The organism is Haladaptatus paucihalophilus DX253 (assembly GCF_000376445.1).
Classification (GTDB): Archaea; Halobacteriota; Halobacteria; order Halobacteriales; family Haladaptataceae; genus Haladaptatus; species Haladaptatus paucihalophilus.
Map to the genome: position 1 here is coordinate 609,176 of NZ_AQXI01000001.1, position 12,487 is coordinate 621,662.

The 12,487-nt window shown below is 61.8% G+C and carries 16 protein-coding genes and 1 tRNA gene; 7 read left to right on the plus strand and 10 right to left on the minus strand.

The features are described 5' to 3' along the window. Window positions 1–67: 67 nt before the first annotated feature. The 3 genes from B208_RS0103405 (at window position 68) to B208_RS0103415 (ending at window position 1,372) form a co-directional block, all read left to right on the plus strand. On the plus strand, window positions 68–568 hold the full coding sequence (locus B208_RS0103405; RefSeq protein WP_007982758.1) for a hypothetical protein: 501 nt from the start codon (window positions 68–70) through the stop codon (window positions 566–568). After that, complete coding sequence (locus B208_RS0103410; RefSeq protein WP_007982756.1) at window positions 565–993, plus strand: metal-dependent transcriptional regulator; 429 nt, start codon at window positions 565–567, stop codon at window positions 991–993. Before B208_RS0103405 ends, B208_RS0103410 begins: the two co-directional genes overlap by 4 nt. A 277-nt stretch (window positions 994–1,270) precedes the next feature. Further along, a tRNA-Gln gene (locus B208_RS0103415) sits at window positions 1,271–1,372 on the plus strand. Between the two features lie 200 nt (window positions 1,373–1,572). Here the strand turns inward: B208_RS0103415 and B208_RS0103420 are convergent. After that, window positions 1,573–2,196 carry a PEGA domain-containing protein gene (locus B208_RS0103420; RefSeq protein WP_026177719.1) on the minus strand — a complete coding sequence of 208 codons (624 nt, stop codon included), beginning with the start codon at window positions 2,194–2,196 and terminating at the stop codon, window positions 1,573–1,575. Between the two features lie 142 nt (window positions 2,197–2,338). After that, window positions 2,339–2,599, minus strand: coding sequence for a DUF202 domain-containing protein (locus B208_RS0103425; protein WP_007982751.1), 261 nt, complete (start codon window positions 2,597–2,599; stop codon window positions 2,339–2,341). A 238-nt stretch (window positions 2,600–2,837) separates the two neighbouring features. Between B208_RS0103425 and B208_RS0103430 the strand changes: the two genes are divergently transcribed. Further along, the gene (locus B208_RS0103430; protein WP_018128701.1) at window positions 2,838–3,023 is read left to right on the plus strand and encodes a hypothetical protein; all 186 of its coding nucleotides are present in this window, start codon (window positions 2,838–2,840) and stop codon (window positions 3,021–3,023) included. 32 nt (window positions 3,024–3,055) lie between these two features. Here B208_RS0103430 and B208_RS0103435 read toward each other — a convergent pair whose 3' ends face one another. Then, window positions 3,056–3,397 (minus strand): hypothetical protein, encoded by a 342-nt coding sequence (locus B208_RS0103435; protein ID WP_007982747.1) that lies wholly within the window; start codon window positions 3,395–3,397, stop codon window positions 3,056–3,058. A gap of 255 nt (window positions 3,398–3,652) precedes the next feature. On the opposite strand from B208_RS0103435, the gene B208_RS0103440 reads away from it, so the two are divergent. Beyond that, window positions 3,653–4,678, plus strand: coding sequence for a metallophosphoesterase family protein (locus B208_RS0103440; protein WP_007982745.1), 1,026 nt, complete (start codon window positions 3,653–3,655; stop codon window positions 4,676–4,678). A 25-nt stretch (window positions 4,679–4,703) separates the two neighbouring features. Here the strand turns inward: B208_RS0103440 and B208_RS0103445 are convergent, their stop codons facing one another. Next, complete coding sequence (locus B208_RS0103445) at window positions 4,704–5,426, minus strand: alanyl-tRNA editing protein (protein WP_007982744.1); 723 nt, start codon at window positions 5,424–5,426, stop codon at window positions 4,704–4,706. A gap of 92 nt (window positions 5,427–5,518) precedes the next feature. Between B208_RS0103445 and B208_RS0103450 the strand changes: the two genes are divergently transcribed. Continuing rightward, window positions 5,519–6,226 (plus strand): HD domain-containing protein, encoded by a 708-nt coding sequence (locus tag B208_RS0103450; protein ID WP_018128702.1) that lies wholly within the window; start codon window positions 5,519–5,521, stop codon window positions 6,224–6,226. A 30-nt stretch (window positions 6,227–6,256) separates the two neighbouring features. On the opposite strand, the gene B208_RS0103455 is transcribed toward B208_RS0103450, so the two are convergent. The 5 genes from B208_RS0103455 to B208_RS0103480 form a co-directional block, all read right to left on the minus strand. Then, on the minus strand, window positions 6,257–6,913 hold the full coding sequence (locus B208_RS0103455) for a LysE family translocator (RefSeq protein WP_007982739.1): 657 nt from the start codon (window positions 6,911–6,913) through the stop codon (window positions 6,257–6,259). Between the two features lie 39 nt (window positions 6,914–6,952). Continuing rightward, a complete protein-coding gene (locus tag B208_RS0103460; protein ID WP_007982737.1) occupies window positions 6,953–7,666 on the minus strand; it encodes a TMEM165/GDT1 family protein in 714 nt (237 codons plus the stop codon). Window position 7,667: 1 nt separating this feature from the next. Next, window positions 7,668–8,339 (minus strand): metal-dependent transcriptional regulator, encoded by a 672-nt coding sequence (locus B208_RS0103465; protein WP_007982735.1) that lies wholly within the window; start codon window positions 8,337–8,339, stop codon window positions 7,668–7,670. Window positions 8,340–8,545: 206 nt separating this feature from the next. Beyond that, the gene (locus B208_RS0103475) at window positions 8,546–9,802 is read right to left on the minus strand and encodes a Glu/Leu/Phe/Val family dehydrogenase (protein WP_007982732.1); all 1,257 of its coding nucleotides are present in this window, start codon (window positions 9,800–9,802) and stop codon (window positions 8,546–8,548) included. A gap of 84 nt (window positions 9,803–9,886) precedes the next feature. Beyond that, window positions 9,887–10,732 (minus strand): HpcH/HpaI aldolase/citrate lyase family protein, encoded by an 846-nt coding sequence (locus B208_RS0103480; RefSeq protein WP_007982730.1) that lies wholly within the window; start codon window positions 10,730–10,732, stop codon window positions 9,887–9,889. A gap of 101 nt (window positions 10,733–10,833) precedes the next feature. Between B208_RS0103480 and B208_RS0103485 the strand changes: the two genes are divergently transcribed. Further along, on the plus strand, window positions 10,834–11,019 hold the full coding sequence (locus B208_RS0103485; RefSeq protein WP_007982728.1) for a hypothetical protein: 186 nt from the start codon (window positions 10,834–10,836) through the stop codon (window positions 11,017–11,019). A gap of 124 nt (window positions 11,020–11,143) precedes the next feature. Here B208_RS0103485 and gdhB read toward each other — a convergent pair whose 3' ends face one another. Next, complete coding sequence (gdhB, locus tag B208_RS0103490) at window positions 11,144–12,418, minus strand: glutamate dehydrogenase GdhB (RefSeq protein ID WP_007982726.1); 1,275 nt, start codon at window positions 12,416–12,418, stop codon at window positions 11,144–11,146. Window positions 12,419–12,487 lie beyond the last annotated feature (69 nt).

Here is a 12,487-nt window from a genome sequence, read left to right on the forward strand (position 1 = left end):
CCAGTCCGTTCTTTTTCGCGCGGTCACATCAGGGAGTGTTAAGTTTCCCCACCCCTTTTCCACAGCCATGAGTGTGAGTCAGCGCGTCTCGTCGGACCGCCAACTCGCGCGCTTGCTCCAAATCGGCGTCGTATTGGAGGAAGTCGTCGAGGCACGGGCCGCGCGCCATTTCGAAACCCTCCCCTCCGAAGAGCAAAACGAACTCCACGAGGACGTTCGTGACCTGCTCGACGAGGCACGCGAGGAGTCCGCCGAACACCGGGAACGTCTCGAATCGCTCATCGACGAACTCGATGCCGAGACGATTCCGTTCGAGGAAATCGAGCTACTGGTGGGCGAGCAGTACGCCCAAACGGCCCCGGACGACTTCGACGGCGTACTCTACGACCAACTGCACGGCGAGGAGACGGCGTACAAGTTTTACGACGACCTCATCGTCGCCGTCGAGGCGAGCGATACCGAGTTCGGCGTCGAGCGCGAGCGGTTGCTCGAAACGCTCTCCGCGATTCGAGCGGAGGAAGCGGCGGGCGTCGAAGAAGTCGCGGACCTGATGGAGGCCAGCAAATGAACACAGCAGATCAATACCTGAAAGCGATCTACCTCGTCCAGCGAATCAATGACGGCCCGGCGGCGACCGGTGCCCTCGCGGACCGGCTCGGCGTGAGTCCCGCCAGCGTCAACGAGATGGTCGGCAAGCTCCAAGAGCGCGGGCTGGTCGAACACGAGAAATATCGCGGCGCGACCCTCACTGAGGAGGGCGAAACGCGTGCCAGCGACGCCCTTCAGACCTACTGTATCCTGGAGCGCTTCCTCGCCAACGTCCTCGAAGTGGACGACTTCCGAACCGAGGCGAAACAGCTCGAAAGCGTCATCGACGAGACGGTCGCGGACCGACTCGACACCATCATCGACCGCGAGCCACAGTGTCCGGACTGCTTCTACGCCGACGAGGACATGTGTGAGCATCTGGTCGAAGACGGATTCGCGGACTGAGCGCAGGCTATCGAATTTCACGACGAAGCGCATGCGTTACGTTCAAGTAGCCACCCGAATTACGTGACGACGTAGCCTTCATACGAGAGGGCAACTACGCTCTGCAGTCCCGGGGTGTCTCGTCGAACGAAGTGAGACGAGGCTCGGAAGCCGACACATCGGCTTCCGGTGGTGAGCAGTTTCTTCGAAACTGCGAATCACACGGGATGAGCAGTCCCGTGGTGGTGAGCAAATCCATCGGATTTGCGAGGTACGCGGGACGACGAGCGAAACGAGGAGTCCCGTGGTGTAGCGGCCAATCATAATGGCCTTTGGACGTGACTGGTGTTCCAGTTACGGAAGACAGCCATTGACGGCGGTTCGAATCCGCCCGGGACTATAACATCCAGCGTTCTAGTTTTGATAGCGATATGAGTGGTCACTCGTAGTCTACGAACCGATTATAGAAGGTTCTATTTTTGAGGGCTCGAATAATTGTGAAACCATCTGACCAAGCTCCAAAAACCGACGTTACTGCCGACTACCATCGAACCCTCTCGAATCGACTCACAAAAAACCGCAACAATCCGCAAAACGTTCTCACTTCGAACTGTACTGTATCGTTCCGGTCCACTTGCCGTAGATGTCGTCGGACTGCTTGTCCGCGTCGAGGAGGTAGACCGTGATGTTAAGCGTGCCGTCGTTGAACTGGTCGAAGGCACCCTGTTCGATTTCGACGGTGTAGGTTCCCGGGTCGTGCTGGAAGCGGACGTTGGTCCGGCCGACGTTTTTACCGTTGATTTGGACGAGGAAGTACGGGTCGCCGTCCACGAGCGGTTCGGGGTCGACGTTGGGGAGGCTGGTGTTCGCGGTGACTTCGACGTTGAAGTTGGAGTAGCCGTTGCCGCTCTTGGCTTTCACCTTGTCGACGAGCGTGACGCTCTTCATGCGATTCTCCTGATTGGTGTCCCGCTTGTCGTCGAGCGGGGTGTGCGGTTCTTTGGGCGGTGACCACGACTCCACCGTGGTGGTGGTCGTGGTTGTGGTGGTCGTCGCGTCCGTCGTCGTCGCGCCACTCGCTGTCGTCGCCGTGGACGCACTCGTCGATGTCGGTGCGTCCGTCGTGGTGGTGGTGGTCGTCGTATCGGACCCGCCGAGTCCGGCGCAACCGGCGAGGAGGACGGCGAGCACGAGGACGACCGCTGTAGATCGATGACGATTCATAGTTGTGTGTGTGTGACTATTTTCGTGAGAGCCCAAAAATCCTTTTACCGGTTTCAAGACCCTATTTCCTCGTATCAAGCCGTCCCCCATTGAGGGTAACGTGGGAATACCTCCGAGAGGGGTAAGGGCAGCACGGACGTGTTCAATCGCACTCTAGCGATTCTTCGATTTCCGCGAGGACGGTACGAATGCGCCGATTACTCCGCGCGTACGAAATCCAACCTCCGAGAAAGAAGAGCATACCGACGACGATGGCGATGGTACCGAGTTCGGTCGCAAAATCCTTGTCGCTGCAAAAGCCGACGATGACGGTCCCGAAGGTGAACATGGAGATGCCCGTTCTGATATGTGCCAGTATCGTCCGTTCGCGGGCGAGATGTGTCTGTTCTCGCGCGAGCCGCATCACCGCCCCGATTGGAGCTTCGAGTCGTCTGCTGTCATATCGCTTTCCTTGGACTCGAACGACAATACGTCGATTGGCAATGAGACGTTCTGAGGCGTCGCCGACTATCGAGAAGCGTCCGCTGTACGTTCTCAGTCGGCGACAAATAGAAACAAGACATATATCCTCGCGCTACTTCTGCAATATCTACCATCAAATGAATAATATTATGCAGTACGAACAAAAGGGGCGATACGAAATGTCGGTTACGGACGCGAGCTTCGAGGAGGACGGATCGTTGTGCCTCTCGCTGCAGTTCGGACCACACGTACGGCCGCCGGTCGATAGACTGCTCACGACGGGATACGTCAAACTCAGCGTGTACGACGAGGGTGAGTTCACGGAGGACGGGACGCTGACGTTGTACGGTCGCTCACAGCGGTGAGAGTCGAGGACGCGAAAAATGAAGCCTGAAATTCAGAGTCGGTCTCGACCGTTACCGCCCGAGGTGAACCGACGAATGTCCATCTGCCGAATTACTCGTGCGACAGGTCGGAGATACCGACGAATGTCGAACCCGGTCCGTTGGTCCGCTTCTCGGCCCCGAGAACGGGTCGTTCGGGACGAATCCGAGCGGTTCGCGAGTCGTTTGGCCTTCCGTTGGATTTCAGGCGAAATGAGCGGTTCTTCCGGTGAAATGAGCCGCGAGAGCACCGCACAGATGGCGGCGATGACTACGAAATAGTAGCCGAACGTGGTCAGTATGTTCGCCGAAAAGAACGCCACGTAGATGCCGTTGATGAAGAAAAACAGTCCCACTAGTTGCAAACCCCTATTGAGATAGGAGGACGACGAACTCGTCGTCGTCGTTGATGTTCCGATTCCTTGGAGGCTTCTCGTACTCATCCTCGCTCATCCTTTCGACGTGCGACGTAATGAAAGTCAGTCAGACACGTGTGTCGAACGTGATGTGACCGAACGCGTACCATTCTCTCCGATGTCTATATATTTTATGGGTCTAGATATATATTGTGTGCGCTAGATTTATATCTCCTCCAGAAGACCGTACGCTTGATGATCGAAGACGGGACAGCGGCGGGACTTCGGAACGAGTCCCATCCGACCGAGGCCGTCAGCGAATCACCTTCCGAGAACGCGGATGCGGGTCCCCTTTTCGCCCGATTTTCCCATCCACGGAGCGCGACCCGGACGACGGTCGCCGTCGTCTCCGACGCCCACGTTTCGACCGAAAAGCGCGGCACGTGGAAAGTGTTCCATCGTACTCGAGACCGTTTCGAAACCGTCATCGCGGACGCGAACGCCCGCGAGGTGGATGCGGTCGTGTTCGCGGGAGACCTCACCGAGGACGGGTCCGTCGCCGACTTCGAAACCGTCAGGTCGCTCCTGTCCGACCTCGACGCACCTCACGTCGCCGTGCCGGGCAACCACGACGTTCCGAAGTCCTTCGACAGCCACGAGACGCCGCCGCTCTCGTCGTTCGAATCGGCGTTCACGCCCGACGGGTTCCCCTTCCACGAACGGGTCGGCGGCGTGGACGTCATCGGGCTGAACAGCGCTTCGACGCCCGACGGGACGCTTTCCGACTGCCACGACGGCCGTATCTCCGCCGACCAACTCGCGTGGCTGGACGACACGCTTCCGAAGACGGACGCGCCCATCGTCGTCTCCCACCACAACCTTCCGGGACTGTGTGACGAGACGGACGCGCACTCGTGGCGCTCGTCGTTCCCGATTCGAAACGCGACGGACGTGGCCGACGTCCTCTCCGAACACGACGTTCCCCTGCACGTCTCCGGACACTTACACGTCCCCGCAATCGCCGAGACGAGGGGGGTACGGGAACTCGTCGCGCCGTCGTTGTGTTCGTTCCCCCAGGCGTACCTCCTGTTCGAAATCGGCCCGCTCGGAACGGCGGTTCGCTTCGTCCCGACCGCCGACCCGGCGGGAACGAGGGAGGCCTACATGCACGCCAAAAAGGACTCCGCTCGAAGCGACGCGCTCGCGGAGATGACGCTCGACCGACTCGCGTCCCTTCCGCTCGAAAACGAGCCGTTGTTGGTTACGAACCGGTCCGCTTAGGCGGCGGCTTTTCGGACGGACGACCCTATTCGAGGACGAATTTCAGTCGTTCCTCGTCGCTTCCCTTCGTCTCTCGACCCGTAATCCGGAACGCGCCGAGTTCGTCGGTTCGTTCGACGTGCGTCCCCGCACAGGCGGTTCGGTCGGTGCCTTCGATTTCCACGATGCGAATTCGTCGGATGCTTTCTGGAAGGAGGTGAATTCGCGTCCGTTCCGGGTCGAGGGACGCCTCGGCCTCGTCGCGGTCCATCTCGTACCAGTTGACGGCCAATCCCGCGTCGATGCGGTCGTTCATCACCGATTCGATGCGGGCGAACTCCTCGTCGGTGAATCGCTCGTAACCACAGTCGATGCGGGCACGGTCTTCGTACAACTGATTGCCCGTCGTTTGCGCGTCGTACTCCTCCAGCAACACCGCGGAGAGCAGGTGCTGGGCGGTGTGATACCGCATGTGGGCGTAGCGTCGCTCCCAGTCGATCCGTCCGGTGACGGTCGTCCCTTCCTCGGGTAGCGTCCCGTCGAGCGTGTGGTAGATGGTGTCTTTCTTCTGTACGTCGGTGACCGCCCACGTCTCGTCCTCGGATTCGAGCACGCCGGTATCGAAGGGTTGGCCGCCGCCTTCGGGGTAGAACAGGGTTCGGTCGAGCACGACGCGGTTACTCGTAACGCGTTCGACCGTGGCCTCGAATTCCCGCTCGCTCGTCGCGTCGAGATACAACGCTTCGGTCATACACGTCGAATAGAACACCCGTCACTTAATCACCTCGTCGTAACGCTAAAGAGCGAATCGTGCGTTTGTATCAGTAATGAGTACGAACGCTGAACAATGGAGGGAGTTTTGTGGGTGTCGAAATTAAAGGTTCTCCCGTCTCCCAATCGGAATTCGAGGACATGAAGACGTTTGTTTACGAGTATCTCGCTGCAAGCGTGAAAAACGAGGAGAGCGGGGGTCGTATGCGGTGGTATCCGTGGCACTCCGCCGACTACCGGTACAACCACATCCTCAACGTCGTGAACCTCGCCGAGACCATCGCGGAACGGGAAGGGGCCGACATCGACGTCGCCCGCGTAGCCGCGCTGTTTCACGACATCGCCAAACTCGACGCCGACCAAGAAGTCCACGCGGAGGAGGGCGCGCGCGTCGCCCGCGAGTATCTGGAATCGCACGGCGAATTCCCCGAATCGTTCGTCGACCAGGTGTGCAAGGCGGTCGAAGACCACTCCTATCAGGGCGACCTCTCGCGCCTCTCGAAGGAGGCACAGAGCCTCATCGAGGCGGACATGCTGGATAAGGTCGGGGCGAACGGAACCGCGCTGATGCTGTTGCGGATGGGATACGAGGCGCGGACGCACATGGCGGCCGCCGAGATGGTGGACCGCGTGCTCGAACGCGGCAAGGACGCCTCCTCCCGCGTCCAGAGCGAGACGGCACAGGACATCGCTCACCGTCGGCTCAAGCGCGTGAAGTGGTTCCGCGAGTGGCTCGAAGAGGAGGTTCCAGAAATGGACGCCGAACCGTCCGGGTCGCCGCGCGGTGGACGACACTGAGGCGGCGGAAACGCAACCAGCAGTTTTCGGTCATACGAGCGTCGTTACGGAGTCGTAGACGAAGGACACGCCAGCGAGCGCGAGGATACCGGCGCTCACGTACGCGACGGCGGGTGCGAACGAATCGACCCGCTTTCCGGCCGCCGATAGCGCCGCCGGAAATCCCGTAATCCAGCAGGCGATTCCCGCGAAGAAACCGACGATGATTATCGGCCCGCCGGTCGAAACCGTGAGGCTCCCCGGCAGTCCGGAGAGCACGTCGAACCGACCGGGGTCGAGCAGTCCGACCCCCGCCGTCAGCCACCAGATTATCTGATACGGGTTCGTGATGGCCAGCGCGAACGCTTTTCTGAATCCCTTCGCGTCCTCGTCCACCTCGTCGGTGGTGAACGTCGAGGTCGCGTCCTGTGCCGCGCCGTAGGCGAAGTACAGCATCAACAGCCCGCCGACGCCGACCATGAGTCCGCGAACGATCGGCGCTTCCCTGACGACCGCGATGACGCCCGCGAGCGCGAGGACGAAAAAACAGGCGTCGGCGGTCATCGCGCCGAGTCCGGCGAGGAATCCCGACCGCCATCCGCGGAGCACGCTCTCCTCGGCGATGACCGCGTTCATCGGGCCGGGGGGTGCGGCGAGCGAGAGCCCCAAAACGACGCCCGCAAGCCCCGAGACGAGCATCTCTATCATCTGTCCACCACTTTGCGTGGGACGAGTAAAAGCGCGCGGTTAGAGGTAACCCGTCCATTCGGCGAACACGAGCGCGCCGAAGGCGAGGAAGACGACCGCGGCGAGGAGTTCGAGCCACTTCGTCGGGAGGACTCTCTCGAACCGTTCGCCGATAAACGCGTCGAGACCAGTTCTGAGGCCGAGCGCCGCGACGACGCCGACGAATACCGAGAGCGGCGAGTTCGGAAACGTCGTCGAGAGATTGATGGTCAGCAGTTGGGTCTTGTCGCCGAACTCCGCGAACAGGATGAAGACGAAAGTCGTCAGAACCCCGCCGTACGCACCCATTCGAGTCAACAGGCCGTCTGGAAGGAGGGTACCGCTCATACCCACGTCCACTCCGCCGCCGGTGAGCAACGGACGGTCGTCGGATTCCTTCCCGAACGTCACAATCGCGCTCCTGAGCGTCCAGAGGCCGAAGAGGACGAACAAGCCGCCGGTCAGGAGAGTGATGGCGGCCCCCGGAAGAACCGTGACGATGACGTGACCGAAGACGATTTCGATGGTGCTCCAGAGGGTGAAGGCCGCCATCGCGCCCACGAACACCTTTTTCGCGTCGTAACGCGAGGCGAGCGTGACGACGACGAGTTGTCCCTTGTCCCCGAACGTGGCGAGCAAGTTGGCGAGGAACGCGGCCGCCAGCGGACCGTAGCCGTCGTAGCGCTGAATGACCTGCTGGAGACCGGTCGCTAACGGCGTCGCTGTTCCCACCATCTCACGCGAGTTCTTCGACGACGGCCCGGACGCGAATCGACCGGGCGATGGTTTCCGGAAGGCTTTGCTCACCACCGTCGACGGCGACCGTCACCATTCCGAAGGGGGCGATGTCCACGATTTCGAGTTCGGTATCCGGCGTGATACCGGCGTCGGCCAGATACCGCAACTCCTCGTCGTCGCGGTCGCTCACGCGCGCAACGACGACGTGGGAACCCTCCTCGTGCTCGGTGAGGCGCGTGGTGTCGTCTTCGTCGATGGGCGAGAGGTTCGCGTCCGGGATGGGGTCGCCGTGGGGGTCAACCGTCGGGTTCCCGAGCGCGTCGGCCACCCGTCGTTCGAACTCCTCGCTGATGTGGTGTTCCAAGCGGTCGGCCTCCTCGTGGACTTCGCTCCACGAGTAGTCCAGATGTTCGGTCAGATAGGATTCGAGCAGGCGGTGGTGGCGGAGCACTTCGAGGGCGACCGTCTCGCCTTCGGGGGTGAGTTCCACTCCCTTGTACTTCTCGCGGTCGAGAAGTCCGCGGTCGGTCAGTTTCTCTATCATGCTGGTGACCGTGGGCGGTGTCACGCCGAGATACTCCGCTATCTCGGAGGTGGCGACCGGCCCCCCATCCTCCTTCTGAAGCGTATAGATGGCTTTCAAGTAGTCTTCCATCACGTCGCTTAGCATCACTGGTCCGAATTAGACAGTTCTAAACCTTCAATTTGTCGTGTGTTCGGCGGTCGTCCTCGCGGAATGTGTCTCTCTGGCATGCGTCGCGTTCTCGTTTCAATCGTTCGGCGACGACGCTGCGTGAACGGAGCGCTCGCCGGAATCGAACTCCTGGAAAATTCGTGCCGGTCGGAAAGCCAATTCGTGAGAGTGGGTGCTCGCGTTTAGGGCCAGTTGCCGCTCTCGCTGTACGCGTCGATGACGCGCTGGAGGGAGACGACGTAAGCCGCGGTGCGGAAGTTCGGCAGGTCGTTCTCCTCGTAGGCGCTCGTCAGGTCGTCGAACGCGGAGACGATGATGTCTTCGAGTTCCTCGTTGACGCGCTCTTCGGACCAGTAGAAGCGCTGACGGTTCTGTACCCACTCGAAGTAGGACACCGTGACGCCGCCCGCGTTGGCGAGGATGTCGGGGAAGACGTACACGTCCCGCTCAGTGAGCACGTCGTCCGCGTCCGGCGTAAGCGGCCCGTTCGCGGCCTCGACGATGACGTCGGCCTGTACGTCCCGTGCGAGGTCGCCGTCGATGGCGTTTTCGAGCGCGGCGGGGACGAGCAGGTCCACGTCGAGGGTGAGGAGTTCCTCGTTGCTGAGTTCCGTTTCGGCACCCGCGTAGCCGACGACGCTTCCCGTCTCGTTCTTGTGGTCTTTCACGTCGCGGGCGTGGAGTCCGTCGGGGTTGTGGATAGCACCGCTGGAGTCAGAGACGGCGACGATGTTCGCGCCGAGGTCTTCGAGAAGCTTCGCGGAAATCCATCCCGCGTTCCCGTAGCCCTGCACGGCGACGGTCGCGCCGTCCATCTCCTTGCCGAGGTAGTCGAACGCCTCGCGGGCGGTGAGCATGGTCGAGCGCCCCGTCGCCTCGACGCGACCCTCGCTGCCACCGCTTTCGAGCGCCTTGCCCGTGATGACGCCCGGTTCCGTGGTGTTTTCGAGCTTCTCGTACGTGTCCTTTATCCAGTTCATCTCGCGCTGGCCCGTGTTCACGTCGGGTGCGGGGATGTCTTGGTCCACGCCGATGAAGGGTCGGAGTTCCTTGGCGAACGAGCGCGTGACGCGCTCCAACTCCGCCTCGCTGTACTCGTCGGGGTCGATGATGATGCCGCCCTTCCCGCCGCCGTAGGGGATGTCGACGACGGCCGTCTTGTACACCATCCACCCGGAGAGGGCTTTCACTTCGTCGCGACTGACGTTGGGGTGGTAGCGAATGCCACCCTTGTACGGGCCGCGGTCGCCGTTGAACTGCGAACGGAACGCTTTGAAGGTCTCGATGGAACCGTCGTCCATTTCGACGGAGAGGTTCGTTTCGAGTATCCGCTGGGGGTGCTTGAGCCGTTCGAGAACGTCGGGTGACGCGTCGAGGTACTCCGCCGCGTCGTCGATCTGTTCCTGCAAGCTCTCGAACGGATTGGCTTGTTCGGACATCGTTTGCCAATCCCACCCACCCACTGTTAAGCATGACGAAATAAGAATGGGCTATTACCCCTAAATGAGATATAAGGGCACGGGTCAGCTGTCAGCCTGCGCGTACTCCATAATCCGCTCGGCTTGCGCGATGAGCGGCGCGTCTATCATCTCTCCGTCAACTCTGAACACTCCCCGTCCCTCCTCGTCGGCCGTCGCTTTCGCTTCCAGGACCGCCTCGGCCCACTCGACCCGTTCCGGGTCGGGGGTGAACGCCTCGTTGATGGGCGTCACCTGCGCGGGATGAATCGCCATCTTCCCGTCGTAGCCGAGTCGGATTGCGAACTCCGTCTCCTCGCCCAATCCGTCGGTGTCGTCGATATCCGTGTACACCGTGTCGATTGCGTCCACGTCTTCCGCGCTCGCCGCGAGGACCACGTGTTCCCGAGCGTAGAGCACTTCGGTCCCCTCCTCGGTTCGGGTCGCTCCGATGTCCGCGGAGAGGTCTTCAGCGCCGAAGACGAGCGCGTCCGTCTCGTCCACGGCCGCGATTTCCGCCGCGTTGAGGACTCCGCTGGCGGTTTCGACCAGCGCGAGGATGGGGACCCGATAGTCGTGTTCGTCGAGCAGTCGGGCCAGCGTCTCGGCGTCGTCCGCCGACCCCGTTTTCGGGAGCATGACGGAATCGACCGTTTCCGCGCCGTCCGCGATTCCGCGGAGGTCGTCGTCCGCCGCGATTCCCGTCGGGTTGACGCGGACGCACACCTCACAGTCCGGGTCGAATTCCGGGTCGGTGAGCACGTCACGAATCGCGGTTCGAGCCTCCGCCTTCCGTTCGGGGGCAACGGCGTCTTCCAAGTCGAACACTATCACGTCGGCCCCCGCTCCGGGCGCTTTCCGCATCATCTCGGGCCGGTCGCCCGGCGTGAACATGACGCTTCGTCGTGGCATACAGGAGGCGACGCGTGGCGTCGATTTCAAGCCACCGAAGGTGCGGGCGGACCGTTCGTTCTCCCAGATATCTTTATTCCCCCTCCCGGCGGTGAACCGGTATGTCACGAACGGACGAACCGGATGAACATTCGGAGGCGGATTCGGACGGCAACATGGGAATGGGTATCGGACTCGGCGTCGCTCTCGGTGCCGGACTCGGCGTCGCACTGGACAACATCGCGCTCGGCATGGGAATCGGAATTGCGATAGGCGTCGCAATCGGGGCCGGACTGTCCAACCGGTAGTCGCTGGGTGGAGCGCGCTTGCCGTGTCCGTCGGCGCGTCCGTGGAACCGTACACCCGACGATAAAAAGTGACCGTCTTCTCCGTTCGTATTCGACTCGATTCGATGCCCGAACTGAAACCGCGTTAGGGCCAGAGTCCGCGGGCCTTGTGGGCGTCCGCGATACGCGAGAGGCCGACGATGTACGCGGCGTCACGCCACGTCACGCCGCGCTCTTCGACTTCGGCGCGCACGCTGTCCCACGCGTTCAGCATCTCGGATTCGAGTTCCTCGTTGACGCGTTCGAGCGACCACTGACGGCGGTTGATGTCCTGCAACCATTCGAAGTACGAGACGGTGACGCCGCCCGCGTTGGCGAGAATGTCGGGGATGACGTGGATGTCGCGCTTCTCGAAGATTTCGTCCGCAGTGGTCGTCGTCGGGCCGTTCGCACCCTCGACGATGATGTCCGCCTGCACGTCGCGGGCGTTCGCTTCGGTCAGGACGTTGCCGATTGCCGCCGGGATGAGCACGTCCACGTCGAGTTCGAGGAGTTCCTCGTTGGGAATCGGCTCGTGGCCGTCGAACGTCGTGACGGCTTCCGGTTCCTCCTCGTGGGTCGGAATCCGGTCGATGTCGAGGCCGTCCTCGTCGTAAATCGCGCCGTTCACGTCGGAGACGGCGACGACGTTCGCGCCCCATTCGTGAAGCGAGAGCGCCGCGTTCGCGCCGACGCTCCCGAACCCTTGGATTGCGACCGTCGTGTCTTCGAGCGGGTAGTCGTAGTACTCACACGCCTCGCGGGCGATGATGGCGACCGAGCGGCCGGGCGACTCCTCGCGGCCGTAGGACCCGCCGATAACCGGCGGCTTGCCGGTGACGACGCCGGGTTGGGTTTCGCCTTCCTGCATCGAGTAGGCGTCCATGAACCACGCCATCGCCTGCGCGTCGGTTCCCATGTCGGGGGCCGGGATGTCGCGCATCGGGCCGATGAAGTCCCGCAGTTCCTCGGCGAACCGGCGCGTGAGTCGCTCTTTCTCCTCGTTGCTGAGCTCCTTCGGATTGACGACGATGCCGCCTTTGGCACCCCCGAACGGGAGGTCCATGACGGCGCACTTCCACGTCATCCACATCGAGAGGCCGATACACTCCTCCTCGGTCACGCCGGGGTGGTAGCGCATGCCGCCCTTGAACGGTCCCCGCACGCTGTCGTGCTGTGCGCGGTAGCCGGTGAAGATTTCCGTGTCGCCGTCGTCCCGCTTCAGCGGAACCGAGACGCGGTGCACTTGGTCCGGGTGCTTCAGGCGCGCGATGACGCCGGGGTCGACGTCGAGGTGCGCCGCAGCGCGTTCGAGTTGTCGTCGGGCCGTTTCAACCGCCGTTTCCGGTTCGTCCGTGGTCTGCTTCCCAGTAGATGCCATAGTGTGGACGCCTCCGACAGGCTTGCCCGTTTAGTCGGAAGCGACCGGAGAAAGACCTTACCATCCGAC